The 25,038-nt window shown below is 70.5% G+C and carries 19 protein-coding genes; 4 read left to right on the forward strand and 15 right to left on the reverse strand.

What is annotated here, in order from left to right:
• The first annotated feature begins 78 nt into the window (after positions 1 to 78).
• From QMZ92_RS07345 to QMZ92_RS07360, 4 genes are read left to right on the forward strand one after another with little or no spacing between them, the layout of a single operon-like run.
• A complete protein-coding gene (locus QMZ92_RS07345) occupies positions 79 to 690 on the forward strand; it encodes a hypothetical protein (RefSeq protein ID WP_283296402.1) in 612 nt (203 codons plus the stop codon).
• Positions 674 to 1,939: an efflux RND transporter periplasmic adaptor subunit gene (locus QMZ92_RS07350; RefSeq protein ID WP_283296403.1), complete on the forward strand. Its 1,266-nt coding sequence runs from the start codon at positions 674 to 676 to the stop codon at positions 1,937 to 1,939. Before QMZ92_RS07345 ends, QMZ92_RS07350 begins: the two co-directional genes overlap by 17 nt.
• Before the next feature lie 44 nt (positions 1,940 to 1,983).
• Positions 1,984 to 2,637: an ABC transporter ATP-binding protein gene (locus QMZ92_RS07355; protein ID WP_283296450.1), complete on the forward strand. Its 654-nt coding sequence runs from the start codon at positions 1,984 to 1,986 to the stop codon at positions 2,635 to 2,637.
• On the forward strand, positions 2,634 to 3,854 hold the full coding sequence (locus QMZ92_RS07360) for an ABC transporter permease (RefSeq protein WP_283296404.1): 1,221 nt from the start codon (positions 2,634 to 2,636) through the stop codon (positions 3,852 to 3,854). Before QMZ92_RS07355 ends, QMZ92_RS07360 begins: the two co-directional genes overlap by 4 nt.
• A gap of 337 nt (positions 3,855 to 4,191) precedes the next feature.
• Here the strand turns inward: QMZ92_RS07360 and QMZ92_RS07365 are convergent, their stop codons facing one another.
• The 15 genes from QMZ92_RS07365 to tig form a co-directional block, all read right to left on the reverse strand.
• On the reverse strand, positions 4,192 to 6,117 hold the full coding sequence (locus tag QMZ92_RS07365; RefSeq protein WP_283296405.1) for a TIGR03960 family B12-binding radical SAM protein: 1,926 nt from the start codon (positions 6,115 to 6,117) through the stop codon (positions 4,192 to 4,194).
• An 81-nt stretch (positions 6,118 to 6,198) separates the two neighbouring features.
• On the reverse strand, positions 6,199 to 7,899 hold the full coding sequence (locus QMZ92_RS07370) for a CYTH and CHAD domain-containing protein (RefSeq protein WP_283296406.1): 1,701 nt from the start codon (positions 7,897 to 7,899) through the stop codon (positions 6,199 to 6,201).
• Between the two features lie 108 nt (positions 7,900 to 8,007).
• The gene (gene rodA / locus QMZ92_RS07375) at positions 8,008 to 9,207 is read right to left on the reverse strand and encodes a rod shape-determining protein RodA (RefSeq protein WP_283296407.1); all 1,200 of its coding nucleotides are present in this window, start codon (positions 9,205 to 9,207) and stop codon (positions 8,008 to 8,010) included.
• 3 nt (positions 9,208 to 9,210) lie between these two features.
• The gene (gene mrdA, locus QMZ92_RS07380) at positions 9,211 to 11,385 is read right to left on the reverse strand and encodes a penicillin-binding protein 2 (RefSeq protein WP_283296408.1); all 2,175 of its coding nucleotides are present in this window, start codon (positions 11,383 to 11,385) and stop codon (positions 9,211 to 9,213) included.
• Positions 11,386 to 11,404: 19 nt separating this feature from the next.
• The gene (gene mreD, locus QMZ92_RS07385) at positions 11,405 to 12,070 is read right to left on the reverse strand and encodes a rod shape-determining protein MreD (RefSeq protein WP_283296409.1); all 666 of its coding nucleotides are present in this window, start codon (positions 12,068 to 12,070) and stop codon (positions 11,405 to 11,407) included.
• Positions 12,071 to 12,088: 18 nt separating this feature from the next.
• Complete coding sequence (gene mreC / locus QMZ92_RS07390) at positions 12,089 to 13,105, reverse strand: rod shape-determining protein MreC (protein WP_283296410.1); 1,017 nt, start codon at positions 13,103 to 13,105, stop codon at positions 12,089 to 12,091.
• Between the two features lie 141 nt (positions 13,106 to 13,246).
• On the reverse strand, positions 13,247 to 14,266 hold the full coding sequence (locus QMZ92_RS07395) for a rod shape-determining protein (protein WP_017944902.1): 1,020 nt from the start codon (positions 14,264 to 14,266) through the stop codon (positions 13,247 to 13,249).
• Positions 14,267 to 14,583: 317 nt separating this feature from the next.
• Complete coding sequence (gene ndk, locus QMZ92_RS07400; protein WP_283296411.1) at positions 14,584 to 14,994, reverse strand: nucleoside-diphosphate kinase; 411 nt, start codon at positions 14,992 to 14,994, stop codon at positions 14,584 to 14,586.
• A 104-nt stretch (positions 14,995 to 15,098) separates the two neighbouring features.
• Positions 15,099 to 15,464 carry a DUF4233 domain-containing protein gene (locus QMZ92_RS07405; RefSeq protein WP_283296412.1) on the reverse strand — a complete coding sequence of 122 codons (366 nt, stop codon included), beginning with the start codon at positions 15,462 to 15,464 and terminating at the stop codon, positions 15,099 to 15,101.
• A gap of 4 nt (positions 15,465 to 15,468) precedes the next feature.
• Positions 15,469 to 16,983, reverse strand: a complete 1,515-nt coding sequence (gene folC, locus QMZ92_RS07410) for a bifunctional tetrahydrofolate synthase/dihydrofolate synthase (protein ID WP_283296413.1) — start codon at positions 16,981 to 16,983, stop codon at positions 15,469 to 15,471.
• Between the two features lie 285 nt (positions 16,984 to 17,268).
• Positions 17,269 to 19,917, reverse strand: a complete 2,649-nt coding sequence (locus QMZ92_RS07415) for a valine--tRNA ligase (RefSeq protein ID WP_283296414.1) — start codon at positions 19,915 to 19,917, stop codon at positions 17,269 to 17,271.
• 356 nt (positions 19,918 to 20,273) lie between these two features.
• Complete coding sequence (gene clpX / locus QMZ92_RS07420) at positions 20,274 to 21,551, reverse strand: ATP-dependent Clp protease ATP-binding subunit ClpX (protein ID WP_017944896.1); 1,278 nt, start codon at positions 21,549 to 21,551, stop codon at positions 20,274 to 20,276.
• Between the two features lie 143 nt (positions 21,552 to 21,694).
• A complete protein-coding gene (locus QMZ92_RS07425; protein WP_017944895.1) occupies positions 21,695 to 22,378 on the reverse strand; it encodes an ATP-dependent Clp protease proteolytic subunit in 684 nt (227 codons plus the stop codon).
• Between the two features lie 86 nt (positions 22,379 to 22,464).
• Positions 22,465 to 23,070, reverse strand: coding sequence for an ATP-dependent Clp protease proteolytic subunit (locus QMZ92_RS07430; protein ID WP_283296451.1), 606 nt, complete (start codon positions 23,068 to 23,070; stop codon positions 22,465 to 22,467).
• A gap of 423 nt (positions 23,071 to 23,493) precedes the next feature.
• On the reverse strand, positions 23,494 to 24,876 hold the full coding sequence (gene tig, locus QMZ92_RS07435) for a trigger factor (RefSeq protein WP_283296415.1): 1,383 nt from the start codon (positions 24,874 to 24,876) through the stop codon (positions 23,494 to 23,496).
• Between the last annotated feature and the right edge of the window lie 162 nt (positions 24,877 to 25,038).

Raw genomic sequence — 25,038 nt, forward strand, 5'->3', positions numbered from 1 at the left:
TCACGTCCCGCGCACGCCGAACAGGTCCCTGATACCGGTCTGACAAGACCTTCATATCCTTCGGTCAGGGTGGGCGCCATGCCGAACCACACTCCCCCCGCGCGCCCCTTCACGCGCCACCGCCGGCCGGTCGCCGCCGCCCTGGCCACCGCGGCGTCCCTCCTCCTCACCGCATGCGGCGGCGAGGACAGGAGTGAGGAAGCCGATGTCGCCTCGATCAGCGACACGGCCCCCACGGCCGCGACCGGCGCCGGGGGTTCCGGCGCGTCCGCCGCCGCCTCCTCCGACTCCCAGCGCCCCCAGCTGCGTCTGGACTCCTCCAAGGAGGAGGTGGCCCGCCTGTACAACGCCTGGGCGGCGTGCCTGGAGCAGCACGGGTTCCACAACTTCCAGGACGTCAGCAAAGACGGGCAGCGCATACCCGTGCACAGCGATCCCGCCCTTCCCGCCGCCCGCGCACAGTGCGAGTCCAAAGTGCCACTCGGCCCGCCGGAGCTGGACAGGAACCGCAACCCCCGCTACGCGGACGACTGGCGCGAGTGGATCGCCTGTATGCACCGGCGCAACTACAAGGTGATCCCGCTGCCCAACGAGGAGGGCTACGACGTCCCGGACGGCCCGATCCCGCCCGACTCGATCCAGATCGAGAACGAGTGCCGGCTGGAGGCGTTCGGTGCCGGGAAGAAGTAACCGCCGGCGCCGCGTGGTCGTGGCGGCCGCAGTCGTGACGGCCCTGGCCGCGGGAGGCGTCGCGGTCCGCCTCGCCTCCCCCGGGGACGGGACCCGCGCGGCGGCGAACGACCCGGCCGACGTGCGCACCGCGTCCGTGACGGAGACGGACCTCTCCACCGCCGTGACCAAGAGCGGCACCCTGGGCTACGGCAGGCCGTGGACGCTGAAGGGCCCCGCCGACGGGCGGGTCACCCTGCTGCCGGCGGCCGGTGCCGTGATCAGGCGCGGACAGCAGCTCTACCGCGTCAACGACCGTCCGGCCATGGTCTTCTACGGCGCCACCCCGCTGTTCAGGCGGCTGGACGCCGCGGGCACCGTCGGCCGCGACGTGCGGGTGCTCGCCGACAACCTCCGGTCCCTCGGCCACGACATCGGCTCCCAGCCCGCCGTCGGCACCCTGGTCACCCCGTCGCCCGGCGCCCCCACCGACACCGCGAGCCCCTCTCCCGGCGTTCCCGCCTCGAGCCCCTCGCCCGCGGCCCCTACCGGCGCGGCGGACCCCAAGGGCGGCAAGGCCGGGAGCGGACAGCAGGATCCGGCGCCGCCTGCCGCGCCCCAGGGCCCGACCCGGGTCCGCGAGGGCGACGCGGTGCTGACGCCCTCGCTGATCGCGGCCCTCAAACGCTGGCAGCAGAGTGCGGGGATGGCCGCCACCGGCGTACTCGACGCGGGCGACGTGGTCGTGACGCCCGGGCCCGTACGCGTCAGCGACGTCAGGGCGCAGCCCGGGGACGACGCGGCGGGCGAACTGCTGTCGCTCACCGGCACCGAGAAGATGGTGACCGTCCCCGTGACCGCGCAGGACTCCGCGTCCTTCCAGAAGGGGCAGGCGGTCACCGTGACCCTGCCGGACGGCGCCACGGCGACCGGCAGGATCAGCGCGGTCAGCACCGTCGTCCAGAGCGCTGACGCGGCGGAAGGCGCGGACGCGGCACCGAAGCGCACGGTGACGGTCCGGGTGGACGACGCGGGGAAGCTCGACCGCATCGACGCCGCACCCGTGCAGGTGCAGTTCACAGGCCAGACCAGGCAGGGGGTGCTCGCCGTGCCCGTGGGCGCCCTCGTCGCGCTCAGCGAGGGCGGCTACGCCGTCCAGCCCTCCGACGGCCGGCTCATCAAGGTCACCACCGGGATGTTCGCCAAGGGCCTGGTGGAGGTCAGCGGCAGCGGGCTCAGCGCCGGCCTGAAGGTGGTGACCACCTCGTGACGGGCGGCCCCGATACGCCGGTGCTCGCCGTCGAGCGCGCGAGCATGGTCTACAGCGGCGGGGTCAAGGCTCTGGACGAGGTCTCGGTCACCATCCGCCCGGGGGAACTCCTGGCCATCGTCGGCCCCTCCGGCTCCGGCAAGTCCACCCTGCTCAACGTCATGGGCACCCTCGACCGACCCACCAGCGGCACCGTGCACTGCGGCGGCCAGGACGTCGCCACCCTCTCCGACCGCCGCCTGTCGGCCCTCCGCGGACGCTGGCTGGGCTTCGTCTTCCAGCAGTTCCACCTCACCGAGGGGCTCACCGCCGCCGAGAACGTGGCCACCGGCCTGCTCTACGCGGGAGTGCCCCGCGCCCGCCGCCGGCCCCTGGCCCTGGAGGCACTGCAACGCGTCGGGCTGGCCCGCCGCAGCGGCCACCTGCCGCACCAGCTCTCCGGCGGCGAACGCCAACGGGTCGCCATCGCCCGCGCCCTGGTCCACCGCCCCGCCCTGGTCCTCGCCGACGAGCCCACCGGCGCACTCGACACCGCCAACGGCCGGGCCGTGCTCGACCTCCTCACCGAACTCAACGACGACGGGACCACCATCGCCGTCATCACCCACGACCGCGACATCGCCAGGACGTTGCCCCGGCGCATCGAGATCCTCGACGGCAGGCTGGTCTCCGACACCTGCGGAGCGGACCCCACATGACCCACAGCAGCACACCGCCGGACACCAGGCCCGTGCGCCTGTCGCCGCTCGACGTCCTGGCCCTGGGGATGCTGGGCATCCGTACCCGCAGGATCCGGGCGGCCCTGTCCGCCCTCGGTATCTCCCTCGGCATCGCCACCATGATCGTGGTGACCGCCGTCCCGGCGTCCAGCCAGAAGGCCCTGCTCGCACGGCTGACCGCGCTGGGCACCAACATGCTCGAAGCCAGACCCGTACCGGACCAGAAGCCGCCGGTCCTGCTACCCCAGGAGTCGGTGGCCATGGTCCGCCGCATCGGCCCGGTCACCGCGGTCAGCGCCGTCGCCAACACCCATGCGGTGGTCCACCGCTCCGACCACGTCGACGCCGCCGACTACGCCGGCCTCAGCGTCCTGGCCGCCAAGGACGACCTGCTGCCCGTCATCAACGCCAAGGTCCGGGCCGGAGCCTTCTTCGGCCAGGCGACCCGATCATTCCCGACCGCGGTCCTCGGTTCGGTCGCCGCGACCCGGCTCGGCGTCCCGGACCTGCCGCCGGGCGGCCCGGCGCCGCAGATCTTCGTCGACGACCGCTGGTTCACCGTCATCGGCATCCTCGCCGCCACCCCGCTCTCTCCCGACATCGACCGCTCGGTGCTGGTCTCCTGGGACGCCGCCCGTACCGAACTGCGCTTTGACGGGCACCCCACCGTCATCTACGTCAAGGCGCGCGAGCCCGCCATGGAAGCCGTCCGGTCGGTGCTCGCCGCCACCGTCCATCCGGAGCTCCCCGGCATGGTCCAGATCAGCCGTCCCTCGGACGCCCTGGCCGCCAAACGCGCCACCCAGACCACCTTCTCGGCGCTCTTCCTGGGCCTGGCCGCGGTCGCCCTCCTGGTCGGCGGCATCGGCGTGGCCAACACCATGGTCATCTCCGTACTCGAACGCAGGCGCGAGATCGGGCTGCGCCGGGCGCTGGGGGCGAACCGCGGCCAGATCCGCGCGCAGTTCCTCACCGAATCCGTCGCCCTGTCCGGGCTCGGCGGTCTGAGCGGCACGCTGATCGGCGGACTGGCCACGCTCGGTTACACCACGTACCAGGGCTGGCCGCCGGTCATCCCCTGGCTCTCGGTGGCCGCCGGCATCGGGGGCGCGATCGCGGTGGGCATGGCGGCGGGGGTCTACCCGTCGATCAGGGCCTCCCGCCTCACCCCCACCGAGGCCCTGGCCACGGTGTGACGGCCATGGGCCGACGCTGCCCCGGGACAGGGCCGCCGCGAAGCAGCAGCCGTCGGCCACGCTACGCACGCCGACGAGCCCGCGTGCGCGACGATGCCCCGTACGATCGCCGGCCCGAGGCCCGCGCTCCCCGGAGGCGTGGTGCCCCGGTGCCGCGACGACCCCGGTGGGCACGACCCCTGCGCCTCCCGTGCCGAGGAGCAGGGAGCGGCGTTCGCCGCACCGCGCGGGGCGCCCGCTCGCGCTCTTTCGCCCCAAGCCCCCGAAGGCACGCTCCACCTCGATCGTGCCGGCGAGCGCCTCAGTCACCTCTGGATGGCATCGCCGCTGGTCACGGCTACTTCTTGACCGTGAGCGGGAGCAGCTTCTTGCCGGTGGGACCGATTTGAATGGCCGTGTCCATCTGCGGACACACCCCGCAGTCGAAGCACGGAGTCCAGCGGCAGTCCTCGACCTCCGTCTCATCCAGGGCGTCCTGCCAGTCCTCCCAGAGCCAGTCCTTGTCGAGACCGGAGTCCAGGTGGTCCCAGGGCAGGACCTCCTCGTAGGTGCGCTCGCGGGTCGTGTACCAGTCGACGTCCACGCCGAACTCCGGCAGCGTCTTCCCCGCACACTCCATCCAACGGTCGTAGGAGAAGTGCTCGCGCCAGCCGTCGAAGCGGCCGCCGTCCTCGTAGACGGCGCGGATCACGGCGCCGACGCGCCGGTCGCCGCGGGAGAGGAGGCCCTCGACGATGCCGGGCTTGCCGTCGTGGTAGCGGAAGCCGATGGAGCGGCCGTACTTCTTGTCACCGCGGATCTTGTCGCGGAGCTTCTCCAGGCGGGCGTCGGTCTCCTCGGCGGAGAGCTGAGGGGCCCACTGGAAGGGCGTGTGCGGCTTGGGCACGAAACCGCCGATGGACACCGTGCAGCGAATGTCGTTGGAGCCGGAGACCTCGCGGCCCTTGGCGATGACGTTGACCGCCATGTCGCCGATCTGCAGCACGTCCTCGTCGGTCTCGGTGGGCAGGCCGCACATGAAGTACAGCTTCACCTGGCGCCAGCCGTTGCCGTAGGCGGTGGCGACGGTGCGGATCAGGTCCTCCTCCGACACCATCTTGTTGATGACCTTGCGCATGCGCTCGGAGCCGCCCTCGGGGGCGAACGTCAGACCGGAGCGGCGGCCGTTGCGGGTCAGCTCGTTGGCAAGGTCGACGTTGAACGCGTCGACGCGGGTCGAGGGGAGGGACAGACCGATCTTGTCCTCCTCGTACCGGTCCGCGAGGCCCTTGGCGATGTCGCCGATCTCGCTGTGGTCGGCGGAGGACAGCGACAGCAGGCCGACCTCCTCGAAGCCGGTCGCCTTGAGGCCCTTGTCGACCATCTCGCCGATGCCGGTGATACTCCGCTCCCGGACGGGGCGCGTGATCATGCCGGCCTGGCAGAAACGGCAGCCGCGGGTGCAGCCGCGGAAGATCTCGACGGACATCCGCTCGTGGACGGTCTCGGCGAGCGGGACGAGCGGCTGCTTGGGGTAGGGCCATTCGTCCAGGTCCATGACGGTGTGCTTGGACACGCGCCACGGCACGCCGGACTTGTTGGGCACGACGCGGCCGATGCGTCCGTCGGGGAGGTACTCGACGTCGTAGAAGCCCGGGACGTAGACGCCGCCGGTCCTGGCCAGGCGGAACAGCAGTTCCTCGCGGCCGCCGGGGCGCCCCTCGGCCTTCCAGTCCCGGATGATGTCGGTGATCTGCAGGACGGCCTGCTCGCCGTCGCCGATCACCGCGCAGTCGATGAAGTCCGCGATCGGCTCGGGGTTGAAGGCAGCGTGGCCCCCCGCGAGGACGATCGGGTCGTCGGCCGTGCGGTCCTTGGCCTCCAGCGGGATGCCGGAGAGGTCGAGGGCCGTGAGCATGTTGGTGTAGCCGAGCTCGGTGGAGAAGCTCAGGCCGAGGACGTCGAATGCCTTGACGGGGCGGTGGCTGTCGACCGTGAACTGGGGGACGCCGTGCTCGCGCATCAGCTCCTCGAGGTCCGGCCAGACGCTGTAGGTGCGCTCGGCGAGGACGCCCGCGCGCTCGTTCAGTACCTCGTAGAGGATCATGACGCCCTGATTGGGCAGTCCGACCTCGTAGGCGTCCGGGTACATCAGCGCCCAGCGCACATCGCAGCTCTCCCACGGCTTGACCGTGGAGTTCAGCTCACCACCGACGTACTGGATGGGCTTCTGCACATGCGGGAGCAGAGCTTCGAGCTGTGGGAAGACCGACTCGGCAGACATCAGGAACCTTCGTGGACGGGCAGGGGGCGACTCTCAAGCGTAACCCGACCGGAGGGCGGCCCCGGGCCGTTCGGGGCGCGGTCAGCCCTCGAGCGCCGCGCGGAGCTCGGGCCGGGCGGCCTCCTCCCAGACTTCCGGCAGTTCACGCTCCCGGTCGGCGGCCGCGGCCTCCTCCCGTCCGAACAGCAGTCCCCAGGTGAACGCGGACTCGCCGGCCGCGTGGGCCTGGACGGCGAGGTCTCGAAGGGCCCCGCGGGCGACGACGCTGTCCTGGTGGTCGCCGAGGACGGTCTGGACGGACTTCATGCGCTTGGCGAACCTCTTGGCGGACTTGCCCAGGGCGGGTGTGACGGCCTCGGCCGCGTAGCGGGCGCGCTTGGCGGCCTTGCGGGCGTCGTGCATGGCGAGGTCGCGGTCGTGGCCGGCGGGGCGACCGAGGGCGCGCTCGACACGGCCGGCGAGCCGGTCGTAGTCCTTGAGCACCGCCTTGGGGAGTGCGGCCGCGGGCTTCGCCGTGGCGGTGGGGAGCAGCGGTGGTGCGTCGAGGAGCGCGTCGAGGGTGTCGAGGAGGGTGAGGTAGCGCTCGGTGTCGAGCACGGCGACGGAGCGGCGGCGGGCGTCGGCACGGTGGGAGGTGGCCCAGATCCGGAGCCTGCTGCGCACGGGCCCGAGAAGGAGCTGACGGGGCAGCGCGTCGATGCGGTCGCGCAGCCGCTCGGCCATGACTTCCTGGTCGCGGGCGGCACCCAGTTCGCCCGCCAGCCATTTCAGCTCTTCCCCGACCGGGTCGGTGACGGCCCGGTCGATGATCTTCCGGAAGGTCTTGAAAGCGCTGCGCATACGTCGGGTGGCGACCCGCATCTGGTGCACGGCGTCGGGGAGGTCACGGCGTACGGCCGGGTCGAGGGCGACGAGGGCGTCGCGCTGTTCGCGCAGGTAGGCGAGGACGTGTTCGCCGGCGTGCGCGGGCTCCAGCCGTGCGCCCCGGTGGCGGACGCTTCTGGCGGCCTCGGGTGCCTTGGGGGCGCGCTCGCCGCCCGCGGGGGCGAAGGCGTCGGCGTGGCGCGACGACGCCCGCTCCTCGGCGTGCGCGGCGGTGGTGTCGTCGCGGCCTTCCGCGGCGGAGGCCGCCTGCCGGGCGGCGGCCGAGGCGGCTTTGGCGCCGATGGCCGCGGCCGGGTCGGGTTCGGTGTCGGCGAGGGCCCTGGCCAGCTTGGACGGGGCGGACGCGGGCCTGATGCCGGCCTTGCGGAGGCGTTTTTCGACGCGGTCCAGGAGGGCGGGGTCGGCGTCGTCGGCCAGTTCGACCTCGATCTCGGTCCATCCCGCCGTGCCGTTGCCGGGTGTCAGGCGTTCCGCGTGGACGGTGTCGAGGGACAGCTCGGCGAGGAGCCGGCCCCGTTCGTCGACGAGGTGGCGTACCTCACGGGAGGACCGCAGACGCACGACGGCGACGAGGGGGGTGTCCCGGGTGCGGGAGCGGACGAGTCCGGCGAGGGTGCGCGGCACCGAGTCGCGGAGGGGTGCGTGGATCTCCTCGCGGATGCCGGTGGCGACGGGGAACTTCAGGTGCCAGCCCTCGTCTGCGCCGCCGGTGCGGCGGCGCAGCGTGATCCTGTCGGCGGCCAGGCGCAGACCGGGGGTGTCGTAGTAGACGGCGTCGAGCTCGGTCACGCCCTTCTGGACGACGTCCGCGATCCCGGCCGCGCCGGTGAGGTCCGGGACCTCGGTGTCGGGTGTGGCTTCGTACTTCCGCTCGATTTCCCGCTTCGTCTCCGCCATGAGTTGAATCTATCCGCCCGGTATTCATCTAGTCGTCCCGGCGGCCGTGCGCCGTGGGGTACGGCCGCCGGCTCGGACGCCGTGGTGGACCGGGAGCGGCGGAGGAGCTCAGGCGGACATCGGGCGTTGCACCTTGATGGACTGCAGGAGTCCGACGGCGACCCACACCGCGAACATCGACGATCCGCCGTAGGAGACGAACGGCAGCGGCAGTCCGGCCACGGGCATGATGCCGAGGGTCATGCCGATGTTCTCGAAGGACTGGAACGCGAACCAGGCGATGATCCCGGCAGCGACGATCGTGCCGTACAGCTCGGTGGTGTCGCGGGCGATGCGGCAGGCGCGCCACAGGACGACGCCGAGCAGGACGATGATGAGGCCCGCTCCCACGAAGCCGAGTTCCTCGCCGGCGACGGTGAAGACGAAGTCGGTCTGCTGTTCGGGCACGAACTGGCCGGTGGTCTGGGAGCCCTTGAACAGGCCGGTGCCGAGCAGCCCGCCGGAGCCGATGGCGATGCGCGCCTGGTTGGTGTTGTAGCCGACGCCGGCCGGGTCGAGTTCGGGGTTGGCGAACGCCGCGAAGCGGTTGATCTGGTACTCGTCGAGCAGGCCGAGCGCGGTGACCAGTACGGCGCCGCCGATACCCGCGCCGATCAGTCCGAAGATCCAGCGGTTGGAGGCGCCGGAGGCGAGCAGTACGCCGAGGACGATCACCACCATCACCATGACCGAACCGAGGTCCGGCATCAGCATCACGATGGCCATGGGGAGCACCGCCAGGCCCAGCGACTTGGCCACGGTCCGGTGGTCGGGATGGAGCTGGTCGCCTGCGTCGACCTGGGTCGCCAGCAGTATCGCCATCCCCAGGATGATCGTGACCTTCACGAACTCGGAGGGCTGGAGGGAGAAGCCCCCGCCGAGCACGATCCAGGCGTGGGCGCCGTTGATGGTCGCACCGAGCGGGGTGAGCACCAGCGCGACCAGCACCAGGGAGATGCCGTACAGCACGGGCACGGCGCCGCGCAGGGTGCGGTGCCCGAGCCAGATGGTGCCGACCATCAGGGCGAGCCCGATGCCGGTGTTGAGCAGGTGACGCAGGAAGAAGTAGTACGGGTCACCGTCGTTGAGTTCGGTGCGGTTGCGGGTCGCGGACCAGACGAGCAGGGAGCCGAGCAGCGACAGGGCGAGTGCCGAGGCGAGCATCGGCCAGTCGAGCCGGCGGACCATCGAGTCGCGGGCGAGGAGCTTGGCGAGGCCGCCGCGGTCCGGTGCGTAGCGCGAGACCGAGAAGCCATGGGGTCCGGCCATTCTTCAGTCCCTCCGTCCGGTGGCCGGGGGCGGGCCGGCGAGGGCGGCGTCCTCTTCGGGCTCGGGCTTGGCCGGCTCGTACGGCGTGACCTTCGGCGCGTCGATGGAGCCGTCGGGCTGGATCTTCGGGAGCGCCTTCTGGGGCTGCGGCAGCAGGGCCTTCTTGAGGTCCTGGTTGCCCTCCATGTCCAGCCCGTAGAGCGCGTTGTAGATGTTGCGCACGGCGGGGCCGGAGGCGCCGGAGCCGGTACCGCCCTGGGAGATGGTCATGACGATCGAGTAGTCCTCGGTGTACGTGGCGAACCAGGACGTCGTCTGCTTGCCGTGGACCTCGGCCGTGCCGGTCTTGGCGTGCATCGGGATCTTGTCCTGCGGCCAGCCGCCGAACCGCCAGGCGGCGGTGCCGCGGGTGGCGACCCCCGCGAGCGCCTCGTTCATCAGCTTGTGCGTCTTGGCGTCCATGGGCAGCTTGCCGTGGGACTTGGGCTTGATCTCGCGGACGCTCTTGCCGTCGGCGCTGACGACCGCCTTGCCGACGGTCGGGTTCCACAAGGTGCCGCCGTTGGAGATCGCCGCGTAGATGGTCGCCATCTGGATCGGGGTGACGAGGGTGTCGCCCTGGCCGATGGAGTAGTTCACGGAGTCACCGGCGCGCATCAGATTGCCTTCCAGGCAGTTCTCGTACGAGAGCTGCTGGATGTAGTCGCCGCCCTTCTTGCCCACCTTGCACCAGTAGTCCTTGTTGGCCTCCCAGAACTTCTGCTTCCAGCGGCGGTCGGGGACGCGGCCGGTCACCTCGTTGGGGAGGTCGATGCCGGTCTCGGCGCCGAGGCCGAACTGGTGGGCCGTCTTGTAGAACCAGTCCGCCGGGTTCTTCTTCGGCTTGAGGCCGCCGTCCTTCTTCCACTGCTGGTGGGAGAGGGCGTAGTAGACGGTGTCGCAGGAGACCTCAAGGGCCTGGCCGAGGGTGATGCTGCCGTGGCCCTGGGACTCGAAGTTCTTGAAGACCTGGTTGCCGATGGAGTAGGAGCTGGGGCAGGGGTAGCGGCCGTTGAAGTCGTAGCCGGCGTTGACCGCCGCCGTGGTGGGGATGACCTTGAAGATGGAGCCGGGGGCGGCCTGGCCCTGGATCGCCCGGTTCAGCAGCGGGAAGTTGGACTTCTTCCCGGTGAGCCGTGCGTAGTCCTTGGCGGAGATGCCGCCGACCCAGGCGTTCGGGTCGTAGGTGGGCTGCGAGGCCATGGCGACCACGCGTCCGGTCTTGGCCTCCATGACGACCACGGCGCCCGAGTCGGCCTTGTAGTTGGTGCCGGTGTTGTCGTCGAAGACCTTGCGGGCTTCCTTCATCGCGTTGTTCAGCTCCCACTCGGCGACCGCCTGGACGCGGGCGTCGATGGAGGTGATGACGTTGGCGCCGGGCTCGGCCTTGTCGGCCTGGGCCAGGCCGATGACCCGGCCGAGGTTGTCGACCTCGTAGCGGGTGACGCCGGCCTTGCCGCGCAGGTCCTTGTCGTACGTGCGCTCGAGTCCGGAGCGGCCGACCTGGTCGGAGCGCAGGAACGGCGAGTCGGTGTCCTTGGCCTTCTCGATCTCCTCGTCGGTGACGGGCGAGAGATAGCCGAGGACCTGAGCGGTGTTGGCCTTGCCGGGCGCGACGTAGCGGCGCACGGCCATCGGCTCCGCGGTGATGCCGGGGAAGTCCTCGGCGCGTTCGCGGATCTGGAGGGCCTGCTGGGTGGTCGCCTCGTCGGTGACGGGGATGGGCTGGTACGGGGAGCCGTTCCAGCACGGCTGGGGGGTCTCGGCGTCGCACAGCCGGACCTTGTCCATGACGTCCTTCGGCTTCATGCCGAGGACGCCCGCGAGCCGGGTGAGCACCCCCTTGCCGTCGTCCTTCATCTTCATCAGGTCGGTGCGGGACGCGGAGACGACGAGCCGGGTCTCGTTGTCGGCCAGGGGCACGCCCCTGGCGTCCAGGATCGACCCGCGTACGGCGGGCTGGACGACCTGCTGGACGTGGTTGCTCTTGGCCTCGTTGGTGTACTCGTCTCCGTTGCGGATCTGGAGGTACCAGAGGCGCCCGCCGAGCGTGGCGAACAGGGAGAAGACGAGTACCTGGATGACGATGAGCCGGATCTGGACGCGGGGGGTCCGTCCGGTCTCGGGAATGTTGCTCACGCTGCCGATACCCCCTCGGTCACAGTCGCTTGACTCCCCTGATGCGGCCGGCGCGGGAGGCCCGCGTCCTGGCCGCCCTGATCCGCAGCCCGCCGCGCTGGCGGCCGATGCGCAGTCCCGTACCGGAGGAGGCCCAGCCGCTGGAGACGTCGCCGGTGCCGGCCGGGGACTCGGCGAGCGGATCGTTCTCGGCGCGTCTGGCGAGCGCCATGATCAGCGGCACGGTGAACGGCGCGAGGAGCAGGTCGTACAGGGCCGCCGTGAACAGCAGTGAGCCGAGGCCGACGTGGCGCGCGGCGGTGTCGCCGACGAGCGCGCCGACGCCGGCGTACAGCAGGGTCGACACGACGGCCGCCGCCACGACCACGACCATCGGGCCGGTGGCGGAGGTCAGCCGGCCGTTCTCGGGCCGGGCGAGGCCGACGAGGTAGCCGATGACGCAGAGCACGAGGGCGTAGCGCCCGGCGGCGTGGTCGGCGGGCGGGGCGAGGTCGGCGAGGAGTCCCGCGCCGAAGCCGATGAGGGCGCCGCTGGTGTGGCCGTAGACGAGTGCGAGGGCGACGACGGTGAGCAGCAGCAGATCGGGGACGGCTCCGGGGAGCTGGAGCCGGGCGAGGACGGTGACCTGGACGACGAGCGCGACCACGACGAGCGTCGAGGAAAGGAGCATCCGGTTGAAGCGCATGGTGTTCAGCTCCTCCTGCTACTCGTCGTCGCGGCCGGTGACGGCCTCGGTGCTGTCGGTCTGCGGGGTCTCCCCGCCCGGGTCCCGCTCCTCCGAGCCCTGGCTCCGCGCCTGCGTGTCGCCGTCGGCGGAGGGGGTGACCGTGACGGTGACCGTCGGCGTGGGCGTCGGCTTGGGCTTGGGCGGCAGGACCATGTCGCGCGGGTCGGTGCGGGGTGCCTGGACGACCACCCCGACGATGTCGAGCTTGGTGAAGGCGGCGTACGGCCGCACGAAGATGTTGCGGGTCAGGGCGCCGCCGGAGGGATCGACGCGGACAACCTCGCCCACCGGCACGCCGGGCACGAAGGGCTTGTCGGCCTGCGAGCCGAAGGTGACCAGCCGGTCGCCCTTGCGCACCTTCGCCTTGCCGTTGAGCAGTTGCACGGACAGCGGCCGGTCACCCTGGCCGGTGGCGAAGCCCAGCTCGTCGGTCCGCTCCATCCGGGTGCCGACGGTGAAGTCCGGGTCGTTGGCGAGGAGCACGGTCGCGGTGTTCGGGCCGACGGTGGTCACCCGGCCGACGAGACCGTCGCCGTTGAGGACGGTCATGTCGCGCCGGATACCGTCGGCGGAGCCGGCGTCGATGGTGACGGTCCAGGAGAAGCCCTGGGCGGCTCCTATGGCGATGACCTCGGCGCCCTTGATGCCGTACTGCCCGTTGGCCGCCTTCTTCAGCATGCTGTCGAGCTGGCGGATCCTGCTGCGGTTGCGGTCGTCGCTGCCGAGTCTCGCCTTGAGGGCGGCGTTCTCGCGCTCGAGGACGGAGATGCGGTCGTGCCGCTCGCCCGAGTCTCGGATCGCTCCTATGGCGTTGCCCACGGGATCGACGGCGGAGGCCACGCCGTTCTCGACCGGTCCGAAGACGGCGGCGGCGGCCTGCCGGGCACCGTCGACCGGTGACTCCTCGCCGCCGCGGATGTCCACCGTGATCAATGCGAACGCGATGGCGATCAGCAGGACCAGGAGCAGCCGGCTCTCTTTCGTGTCCCTCACGTGCGGCGGCCGTGCCTTCCTCGTCGGAATGTGAATGCCGAGCTCTGTGGTGCGTGTTGTGTTCGTGGTGCCGTGTGTTGTTGTACGAACGACCGGCCGAACGGGTCCGCCTGACCCGAACGGCCGATCGTGGGTCCCGCGCTAGCGGCGGGGCTGGGCGTCCAGCACCTGCTGGAGCGCCTCGAACTCCTCGACGCACTTGCCCGAGCCGAGCGCCACCGAGTCCAGCGGATCCTCGGCGATGTGGATGGGCATGCCCGTCTCGCTGCGCAGTCGCTCGTCGAGGCCGCGCAGCAGCGCGCCGCCGCCGGTGAGGACGATGCCGCGGTCCATGACGTCGCCGGACAGCTCCGGCGGGCACTTGTCGAGCGTGGTCTTCACCGCGTCGACGATCGCGTTGACCGGTTCCTCGATGGCCTTGCGGACCTCGGCGGCGGAGATGACGACGGTCTTGGGCAGACCGGACACCAGGTCGCGGCCGCGGATCTCGGTGTGCTCGTCCTTGTCCAGGTCGAACGCCGAACCGATGGTGATCTTGATGCTCTCCGCGGTCCGCTCACCGAGGAGGAGGCTGTACTCCTTCTTGACGTGCTGGATGATCGCGTTGTCCAGCTCGTCCCCGGCCACCCGGATGGACTGTGCCGTGACGATTCCTCCGAGGGAGATCACGGCGACCTCGGTGGTGCCGCCGCCGATGTCCACCACCATGTTGCCGGTGGCCTCGTGGACCGGGAGGCCCGCGCCGATCGCGGCCGCCATCGGCTCCTCGATGATGTGCACCTGCCGGGCACCGGCCTGGGTGGAGGCCTCGATGACCGCGCGGCGCTCGACACCGGTGATGCCGGAGGGCACGCACACCACGATGCGGGGGCGGGCCGCCCACCGGCGCTTGTGGATCTTGAGGATGAAGTAGCGGAGCATCCGCTCGGTGATCTCGAAGTCGGCGATCACGCCGTCCTTCAGCGGGCGGACCGCGACGATGTTGCCGGGCGTACGCCCGATCATCTTCTTGGCCTCGGCCCCCACGGCGAGGATGCCGCCGGTGTTCGTGTTGATGGCGACCACGGACGGCTCGTTGAGGACGATCCCCCGACCCCTGACGTACACCAGCGTGTTGGCGGTCCCGAGGTCGACAGCCATGTCACGGCCGATGAACGACATAGAGTTCCCCTTGTGTCCCATGAGGATGCGTCGGGCCTTCCCAAATCGAGCTTTGATGGCTTTTTAGGTAGGCGAGGAGGGTGATGCACGGGTGCTGTGGCGTGGAGGCTTCCATCGTAGTGCCGCCTGCGCCGACTCCGCGCGCTGGGCCCCGCCTCAATAAGGGTGACGACGAGTCGGAGCGATGCGTTCCCGATATCGCGCCACGTATGCCGAAGGGCGACCGAAATTCCTTCGGTCGCCCCAGGATCCGACGCTGCACGGCTGACTGCCGGTCAGGAAAAACCCGGAGGTGAACCGGCGGGTGAGACGGGCCCTCAGCGCCCCGGGAAGAAGATCTTCAGCTCACGGGCGGCGGACTCCTCGGAGTCCGAGGCATGGATCAGGTTCTCCCGGACGATCGTGCCGTAGTCGCCGCGGATGGAACCCGGCGCTGCCGCGATCGGGTCGGTCGGCCCGGCCAGGGCGCGCACGCCCTCGACGACCCGCTCGCCCTCGACGACCAGGGCGACGACGGGACCGGAGGACATGAAGGCCACCAGCGGCTCGTAGAACGGCTTGCCCTGGTGCTCGCCGTAGTGCTGCTCCAGGGTGTCCTGGTCCAGCTCGCGCAGCTCCAGCGCGGTGATCTGCCAGCCCGCCTTGCGCTCGATACGGCCGATGATCTCGCCGATCAGGCCGCGGCGTACGGCGTCGGGCTTGAGCAGAACGAGCGTGCGCTGGCTCACTGGGGCTCCTTCGAGTGCGGGTCCCGGGATTTCCTGGATGAGGGAGTCCGGAGGATGAACGGTCTGGCTGGTGCCTCAGGCTACAGGGCCCCCTCAGGCGCCCGTCACACAGCGTCAGGCTCTGCCGAACCCGCCCCGGCCTGCTGCTCCGCCCAGCGGGCCCTGGCCTCGTCCACCTTGCGGCCGTAGTGCACCGAGGCCCACCACAGGCCCGCGAAGACCGCGCCCAGGGCGAACATCATCGGAACCACGAAACCACTCGCGATCAGGCCGATCTGCAGCGCCCAGCCGAGCTGCACCCCGCCGGGGCGGGTGACCATGCCGCACAGCAGCAGCGACAGCACCATCGCGACGCCGCTCACCGTCCACACGGCGGCCAGGGACAGGTCCGGGTCCTTCATCGCCACCAGACCGGCGAAGCCGATCACGAAGAACTCACCGATCAGTGTGGACGCGCAGAGCGTACGCATGGACTCAGTCCCTTCCCAGCAGCAGCCGGGCCTCGCCGACCGTGATCACGGAACCGGTCACCAGGACGCCCGCGCCCGAGTACTCCGCCTCCTCCTCGGCGAGCGTGATCGCCGCTTCCAGCGCGTCGTCGAGCCGCGGCTCCACGACCACCCGCTCGTCCCCGAACACCTCCACGGCGATCGCCGCCAGCTCGTCGGCGTCCATCGCCCGGTGGCTGGAGTTCCGCGTGACGACGATCTCGGTGAAGATCGGCTCGAACGCCTCCAGGACCGCCTTGACGTCCTTGTCGGCGCTCGCGCCGACGACGCCGACCAGCCGCGAGAAGCCGAACGACTCCGTGATGCCCTCGGCGGCGGCCCGCGCGCCGGCCGGGTTGTGCGCGGCGTCCAGGACGACGGTCGGGCTGCGGCGCACGACCTCGAGCCGACCGGGCGACACCACGGAGGCGAACGCGGACCGGACCGTCTCCGCGTCCAGCGTCCGCGCGTGCTCCGCGCCGATACCGAAGAACGCCTCGACCGCGGCCAGCGCCACCGCCGCGTTGTGCGCCTGGTGGGCGCCGTGCAGCGGCAGGAAGATCTCCTCGTACTCGCCGCCGAGACCGCGCAGCGTCAGCAGCTGCCCGCCGACCGCGACCTCACGCGACGCGACGCCGAACTCCATGCCCGCACGGGCCACCGTGGCATCCACCTCGACGGCCCGCTTCAGCATCACCTGCGCGGCGTCCACGGGCTGCTGCGCCAGGATGACCGTCGCGCCCTGCTTGATGATCCCCGCCTTCTCGCCGGCGATCGCGGCCGGTGTGGCGCCCAGCCGGTCGGTGTGGTCCAGGTCTATGGGGGTGACCACGGCGACCGAACCGTCGATGACGTTCGTCGCGTCCCAGCTGCCGCCCATGCCGACCTCGACGACCGCCACGTCCACCGGCGCGTCGGCGAACGCGGCGTACGCCATGCCGGTGAGCACCTCGAAGAAGGAGAGACGGTACTCCTGCGCGGCGTCCACCATGTCCACGTACGGCTTGATGTCCCGGTACGTGGCGATGAAGCGCTCGGGGTCGATCGGGGCACCGTCCAGACTGATCCGCTCGGTGACCGACTGGACGTGGGGCGAGGTGTACCGCCCGGTGCGCAGCTCGAAGGCGCCGAGCAGCGCCTCGATCATGCGCGCCGTGGACGTCTTGCCGTTGGTGCCCGTGATGTGGATCGACGGATACGCGCGCTGGGGCTCGCCCAGCACGTCCATCAGCGCGGTGATCCGGCTGACGGACGGCTCCAGCTTCGTCTCGCCCCAGCGGCCGGCGAGCTCCTGCTCCACCTCGCGGAGCGCCTTGTCCACCTCCGGGTCGGCGGGACGCCTCGGCGCCTGGTCGCCCTGCGGCGGTCCGGCCTGGGTGCGCAGCGTACGGCTGCCGGCCTCGATCACCGCCAGATCGGGGTCGCGGTCGGTCTCGGCGTCGACGATCGCGTCGAACTCGTCGCCGGTTTCGTCGAAGGGCTCTGGCTGCTGGTCGCTCACGCCTGACAGTCTACGGAGCGCCACCGACACCGGGACCGAGGCCCGGCCCGTGCGCGGGCCGCCCCCGCGCCACGACCCCGCCGGCGCAGCGCCCGCGCGCGGCAGAGGCGTCCCCCGCAGGTCCCCGTACCGCCGGCTCGCCCCGGCTGCACGGTGCAGCCAAGGACGGTGCACATACCCGACATGCCCCGTCGCCCAAGGTCCGCGGCGGTGCGCACCCGACGCCGAGGCCCCCGGAGTCCGGCGGACTCCGGGGGCCTCGTGCGTTTCGGCCGGTGCCGCGGTTCAGCCCTGCGGCAGGTTCGCCAGCTGGGCTCCGATGCGCTCGATGTCCTCCTCGGCCTTGGCCAACCGGCCGCGGATCTTGTCCACGACGTTGTCGGGCGCCTTGGCGAGGAACGCCTCGTTGCCGAGCTTCGCGGTGGCCTGGGCCTTCTCCTTCTCGGCGGCGGCGAGGTCCTTGGCGAGGCGCTTGCGTTCCGCGTCCACGTCGATCGCGCCGGACAGGTCCAGCGCGACCTCGGCGCCCGCGACCGGGAGCGTGGCCGTGGCGTGGAAGGAGTCGCCCTCCGGCTGCAGCCGGAGCAGCTGCCGGATCGCGCCCTCGTGCGGGGCGAGGGCGGTGCCGTCGAGCGCCAGCCGGGCCGGGACCTTCTGGCCGGGCTGCAGACCCTGGTCGGAGCGGAACCGACGGACCTCGGTGACGACGCGCTGGACGAGCTCGATCTCCCGCTCGGCGGCGGCGTCGCGGAAGCCGCCCGGGGCCTCGGCCCCAGGAACGGACACGGCCCCCGGCCAGTCGGCGACGACGACCGACTCGCCGCCCGTGAGCGTCGTCCACAGCGTCTCGGTGACGAACGGAACCACCGGGTGCAGCAGGCGCAGCGTCACGTCGAGGACCTCGCCCAGAACGCGGGCGGAGACCTTCGCGGGCTCGCCGCCGCCCATGAACGTGGTCTTGGAGAGCTCGACGTACCAGTCGAAGACCTCGTCCCAGGCGAAGTGGAAGAGGGTGTCCGACAGCTTCGCGAACTGGTAGTCCTCGTAGTACGCGTCGACCTCGGCGACCACGGAGTTCAGCCGCGAGAGGATCCAGCGGTCCGTCGCCGACATCTCCTCGGACGCCGGCATCGGGCCCTCGACCGTGGCGCCGTTCATCAGCGCGAAGCGGGTCGCGTTCCAGATCTTGTTGGCGAAGTTGCGCGAGCCCTGGACCCAGTCCTCGCCGATCGGCACGTCGACACCGGGGTTGGCGCCGCGCGCGAGCGTGAAACGCAGCGCGTCGGAGCCGTACTTGTCCATCCAGTCCAGCGGGTTCACCGCGTTGCCGAAGGACTTCGACATCTTCTTGCCGAACTGGTCGCGGACCATCCCGTGCAGGGCGATGGTGTGGAACGGCGGGGTGCCGTCCATCGCGTAGAGGCCGAACATCATCATCCGGGCGACCCAGAAGAAGAGGATGTCGTAGCCGGTGACCAGGACGGAGTTCGGGTAGAACTTCGCGAGGCTCTCGGTCTGCTCCGGCCAGCCCAGCGTGGAGAAGGGCCACAGGCCGGAGGAGAACCAGGTGTCGAGGACGTCGGTCTCCTGGTGCCAGCCCTCGCCGGACGGCGGCTCCTCGTCGGGGCCGACGCAGACGACCTCGCCGTCCGGGCCGTACCAGACCGGGATGCGGTGGCCCCACCACAGCTGGCGCGAGATGCACCAGTCGTGGAGGTTGTCGACCCAGTCGAAGTACCGCTTCTCCATCTCCTGCGGGTGGATCCTGACCTTGCCGTCGCGGACGGCGTCCCCGGCGGCCTTCGCGAGCGGGCCGACCTTGACCCACCACTGCATGGACAGTCGCGGCTCGATGGTGGTCTTGCAGCGCGAGCAGTGGCCGACGGAGTGGACGTACGGGCGCTTCTCGGCGACGATCCGGCCCTCGGCGCGCAGTGCGGCGACGATGGCGGAACGGGCCTCCAGGCGGTCCAGGCCCTGGAAGGGTCCGTGCGCGGTGATGACCGCGCGCTCGTCCATGACGGCGAGGTTGGGCAGGCCGTGGCGCTGGCCGATCTCGAAGTCGTTCGGGTCGTGGGCGGGCGTCACCTTGACGGCGCCGGTGCCGAACTCCGGGTCGACGTGCTCGTCGGCGACGACGGGGATGCGGCGGCCGGTGAGCGGCAGCTCGATCTCGCGGCCGACGAGGTGCCTGTAGCGCTCGTCCTCGGGGTGGACCGCGACGGCGGTGTCACCGAGCATCGTCTCGGCGCGGGTGGTCGCGACGACGATCGCCTCGTCGCCCTCGCCGTACCGGATCGAGACCAGCTCGCCGTCGTCGTCCTGGTACTCCACCTCGATGTCGGAGATGGCCGTCAGACAGCGCGGGCACCAGTTGATGATGCGCTCGGCGCGGTAGATCAGCTCGTCGTCGTACAGCCGCTTGAAGATGGTCTGGACTGCCTGGGACAGGCCCTCGTCCATGGTGAAGCGCTCACGGGACCAGGCGACGCCGTCGCCGAGGCGCTTCATCTGGCCGGAGATCTGCCCGCCGGACTCGCCCTTCCACTGCCAGACGCGCTCGATGAACGCCTCGCGGCCGAGGTCGTGCCGGGACTTGCCCTCCTTGGCGAGCTCGCGCTCGACGACGTTCTGCGTGGCGATGCCGGCGTGGTCCATGCCCGGCTGCCACAGGGTCTCGAAGCCCTGCATGCGCTTGCGGCGGGTGAGGGCGTCGATCAGCGTGTGCTCGAAGGCGTGACCCAGGTGGAGGCTGCCCGTGACGTTCGGCGGCGGGATGACGACGGTGTACGGGGCCTTGTCGCTCTTCGCGTCCGCCTCGAAGTAACCGCGCTCTACCCAGCGCTCGTACAGCTTCCCCTCTACCTCGGCCGGCGCGTACTGGGTCGGCAGTTCGGGGGTGCTGGCTGGCTGCTGCTGAGTGTTCTCGGTCACGGGCCACAGTTTAGAGGTGTCACGGTCCCGTTCTGAAACGGGAATGTTCGGCAACGGTGTGGGTCCCGGTGCCGTGGGGCCGGTGGGTTTCCGCCAGGAGGTGTCGGAACGCATGAGCATCTCGAGGGGAACCCGGAAGTGAGCTACGACCAGCCGGGCCCGCACGGCCAGCCGCCCCTGGGGGCACCTCCCGGGCCGCAAGGCCCAGGGAGGCAGCCCCCGTCCGACGCGGGCCCCGGCGCCTGCCCGCCCCGCCGCCGTCCCAGCCGGGCGGCATGAAGAGCGGTGCACAACGCACAAGGGCGCCTGCCCGGTTCTGAGGAACCGGGCAGGCGCCCTTCGCGTGTGCGTGCTGGCTACGCCGACTTCTCGTGGCGGCCGTCGTTCTTCACGATCCGCGGCACCAGCGTCGGATTGACGTTGTTGTGGACGACGTCCGCGGTGATCACGACGCGGGCGACGTCCTTGCGGGACGGCACCTCGTACATCACCGACATCAGGACCTCCTCCATGATGGCGCGCAGCCCGCGCGCGCCCGTGCCGCGGAGGATGGCCTGGTCGGCGATGGCCTCGAGAGCCGGGCGGTCGAAGTCCAGCTCCACGCCGTCGAGTTCGAAGAGGCGCTGGTACTGCTTCACCAGCGCGTTGCGCGGCTCGACCAGGATCTTCAGCAGGGCCTCGCGGTCCAGGTTGTGGACCGAGGTGATGACCGGGAGACGGCCGATGAACTCGGGGATCATCCCGAACTTCACCAGGTCCTCGGGCATGACCTCCTGGAACTGGTCGCTGGCGTCGATCTCGCGCTTGGAGCGGATGGTGGCGCCGAAGCCGATGCCCTTCGCACCGGCGCGTGACTCGATGATCTTCTCCAGGCCGGCGAACGCACCGCCCACGATGAACAGCACGTTCGTCGTGTCGATCTGGATGAACTCCTGGTGCGGGTGCTTCCGTCCGCCCTGCGGCGGTACGGAGGCCGTCGTGCCCTCCAGGATCTTCAGCAGGGCCTGCTGGACGCCTTCGCCCGACACGTCCCGGGTGATCGACGGGTTTTCGCTCTTACGGGCGACCTTGTCGATCTCGTCGATGTAGATGATCCCGGTCTCGGCCTTCTTGACGTCGTAGTCGGCCGCCTGAATCAGCTTCAGCAGGATGTTCTCGACGTCCTCGCCCACGTACCCGGCCTCCGTCAGCGCCGTGGCGTCGGCGATGGCGAACGGGACGTTGAGCATCCGCGCCAGGGTCTGGGCGAGCAGCGTCTTGCCCGAGCCCGTGGGACCGAGCAGCAGGATGTTGGACTTCGCGAGTTCGATGGCGTCGTCCCGGCCCTGGCCGTTCTCGCCGGCCTGGACACGCTTGTAGTGGTTGTACACCGCGACCGAGAGGGCCTTCTTCGCGGGCTCCTGCCCGACGACGTAACCCTCGAGGAACTCGTAGATCTCACGCGGCTTGGGGAGTTCCTCCCACCGCACCTCGGAGGTCTCGGCGAGCTCCTCCTCGATGATCTCGTTGCAGAGGTCGATGCACTCGTCGCAGATGTACACCCCGGGGCCTGCGATGAGCTTCTTCACCTGCTTCTGGCTCTTTCCGCAGAACGAGCACTTGAGCAGGTCGCCGCCATCACCGATGCGTGCCACGAGGTGCTTCCCCTTCGCCTGGGAGCGCTTGGTTCAGCGGCTCCTGGTGCCTCATATCCGACGGTACCTTGCCGGGCCCCCGGTTCGGGCCCCCCTTGGCGCGGTTCACATTGACGTGTACCGCGCCAAGGGCAGGTTCGGCGTCAGGCGGCCGCTGCGGCCGCGCTCTTGCGGGTCGACACGATCTGGTCGACCAGGCCGTACGCGAGTGCGTCCTCGGCCGTGAGGATCTTGTCGCGCTCGATGTCCTCGCGGACCTTCTCGATCGGCGTGGAGGAGTGCTTGGCCAGCATCTCCTCGAGCTGCTCGCGCATGCGCAGGATCTCGTTGGCCGCGATTTCCAGGTCCGAGAGCTGCTCGCGGCCCGTCTGCGACGACGGCTGGTGGATCAGCACCCGGGCGTGCGGCAGGGCCATCCGCTTGCCGGGGGTACCGGCGGCGAGCAGCACGGCCGCGGCGGACGCCGCCTGGCCCATGCAGACCGTCTGGATGTCCGGCTTCACGAACTGCATCGTGTCGTAGATGGCGGTCAGCGCGGTGAAGGAGCCACCGGGGCTGTTGATGTAGATGGAGATGTCGCGGTCCGGGTCCATCGATTCCAGGCACAGCAGCTGCGCCATGACGTCGTTGGCGGAGGCGTCGTCGATCTGGACCCCGAGGAAGATCACGCGCTCCTCGAAGAGCTTCGCGTACGGGTCGTACTCGCGCACGCCCTGGGAGGTGCGCTCGACGAAGCGGGGGACGACATAGCGGTTGTCCACCTGCGGGCCGGTGTAGAGGCCGCTCGCGGAGGCTGCGGGGAACTGGTTCATGGTCGTGTTCACCATCCTGGTGGCGTTCGGTGGGCTGGAGCTTCGGGGGGCGGCCGGGGCGCGGGCCCGGTGCCGGGGGCGCGGACCCCCGACGGCCGGGCTCAGGCGCCGGTGCCGCCGCCGCCCGGAACGCCCGAAGCGGCGGAGATGATCTCGTCGATGAGCCCGTAGTCCTTGGCCTCCTCGGCCGTGAACCAGCGGTCGCGGTCGCCGTCGCGGATGATCGTCTCGACGGTCTGGCCGGAGTGGCGGGCGGTGATCTCGGCCATGCGCTGCTTGGTGCGCAGCAGGTACTCGGCCTGGATCTTGATGTCCGAGGCCGTGCCGCCGATGCCGGCCGAGCCCTGGTGCATCAGGATGTCGGTGTGCGGCAGGGCGAAGCGCTTGCCGGCGCTGCCGCCGGTGAGCAGGAACTGGCCCATGGAGGCGGCCATGCCCATGCCGATGGTGACGACGTCGTTCGGGATGTACTGCATGGTGTCGTAGATGGCCATGCCGGCCGTCACCGAGCCACCGGGGCTGTTGATGTAGAGGTAGATGTCCTTCTCCGGATCGGCGGCCAGGAGAAGGAGCTGGGCCGTGATCTTGTTGGCGATGTCGTCGTCCACCTGCTGACCCAGGAAGATGATGCGCTCGCCGAGCAGCCGGCTGTAGACCTGGTCGCCGAGGCCTCCACCGATGGACGGCTCACCGGCGGCGTTAGGCATCAGAATCGTCACGTAATCCACCTGCTCGTCTCTGACGGCTGCGGCCGTCTCAGCGTCTTGGAACCTGGGGGCGGGGCGATCCCCGCGGGCGGGTAGTCCCCTGCCCTCGTATTCATGGACCCTAACGCGCTGGTGGGCGGGCGCCATCCCGGTTCCCGAACTGTTCGCTGGCAGCGCAAGCTAGGGGGCGCGCGCCGGTATGAATACGCCCCGCGGATGTGCGGTCGGCACGGTCCCGCACCCGGTCGCCACACGGCTCCTCAGGGGTGCCTGTGGCACTGCGGAGGCCCTGCCGGGCCCCGCCCGGGGACGGCAGACGGGCCCGGGCGCGCGTGTGCGCGGCTCCGGGCCCGTCACGGGGATCGGGTGCCAGGGCGTGGGCGGCGCGGCTCGGCGCGCCCGTGTCCCGGCGGAGGCCGAGGCTCAGGCCTCGGACTTCTCCTCGTCACCGGTGGCCGCGGCGGCGACCTCGGTGGCCTCCTCGACCTCGTCCTCGTCGTCGCTCATGTCGACGACCTCACCGTTGGCGTCCTTGACCGTCGAGGCCTCGACGACCGTCGCGAGGGCCTTGCCGCGGGCGACCTCGCCCACGAGCATCGGCACCTGGCCGCCCTCGACGACGGCCTGGGCGAACTGGTCCGGGGACATGCCGGAGGAGGCGGCGCGGCGCATGAGGTGCTCGGTGAGCTCCTCCTGGCTGACGTTGAGCTTCTCCCTGGAGACCAGCTCGTCGAGGACGAACTGGGTCTTGATGCCCTTGACCGCCTGCTCCTTGGTCTCGGCGTCGAACTCCTCCTCGCTCTTGCCCTGGATCTCCAGGTACTTGGCGAGGTCGAGGCCCATCTGGCCGAGCTGGTGGTGCTCCAGGTTGTGCTTGCGGGTGCGGATCTCGTCCTCGAGGAGCTTCTCGGGGACCGGGACCTCGACCAGCTCCAGGAGCTTCTCGAGCACGCGCTCCTGGGCCTGGGTGGCCTGGTCGTACTGCTTCGTGTTCTCCAGGCGCTTGCGGCTGTCGGCCTTCAGCTCCTCGAGGGTGTCGAACTCACTGGCCATCTGGGCGAACTCGTCGTCCAGCTCGGGGAGCTCGCGCGCGGCGACCTGGGTCACCTTGACGGTGATCTCGGCGTCCTTGCCCTCGGCGGAGCCGCCCTTCAGCTGCGAGGTGAAGGTGGCCTCGCCGCCGGCCTCCAGGCCGGTCACGGCCTCGTCGATGCCGTCGAGGAGTTCGCCGGAGCCGATCGTGTACTGCACGCCGTCGGCGACGCCGTCCGCGAGGACCTCACCGTCGACCTTGGCCTCGAGGTCGATCGTCACGACGTCGCCCTCGGTGGCGGCGCGCTCCACCGGGGAGGTGGAGGCGAAGCGGGTACGCAGCTGGTCGACGGCCTTCTCGACGTCCTCGTCGGAGACCTCGACGGCGTCGACCTCGACCTCGATGCCGGAGAAGTCCGGGATCTCGATGGCCGGGCGGACGTCGACCTCGGCGGTGAAGTTCAGCGTCTCGCCGTCCTTCAGCTCCGTGATGTCGACCTCGGGCTGGCCGAGCGGGTTGATCTCCGCCTCGTTGACAGCCTCGGTGTAGAACTTCGGGAGCGCGTCGTTGACGGCCTCCTCGAGCACCGCGCCGCGGCCGAACCGCTGGTCGATGACGCGCGCCGGGACCTTGCCCTTGCGGAAGCCCTTGACCGTGACCTGCTGGTTGATCTTCTTGTACGCCGCGTCGAGGCTGTCCTTGAGCTCCTCGAAGGGCACCTCGACAGTGAGCCGAACCCGGGTCGGGTTCAGGGTCTCCACGGCGCTCTTCACGGTTCGGTCTCCTTGGTGGCTGAATTCTGGGGTTCTGCTGGGTCCACCACGGAGTGTCGTCCGACGGCGGCGCAGCGGATCGGGCCCGGCGCTTCGGACGCTCGGTCAGACACACGGGCACACAGATTGCATAGTAACCGCAAGCGGGATCAGCCCCACAAT

This window comes from Streptomyces sp. HNM0645 (assembly GCF_030056615.1).
Classification (GTDB): domain Bacteria; phylum Actinomycetota; class Actinomycetes; order Streptomycetales; family Streptomycetaceae; genus Streptomyces; species Streptomyces marianii.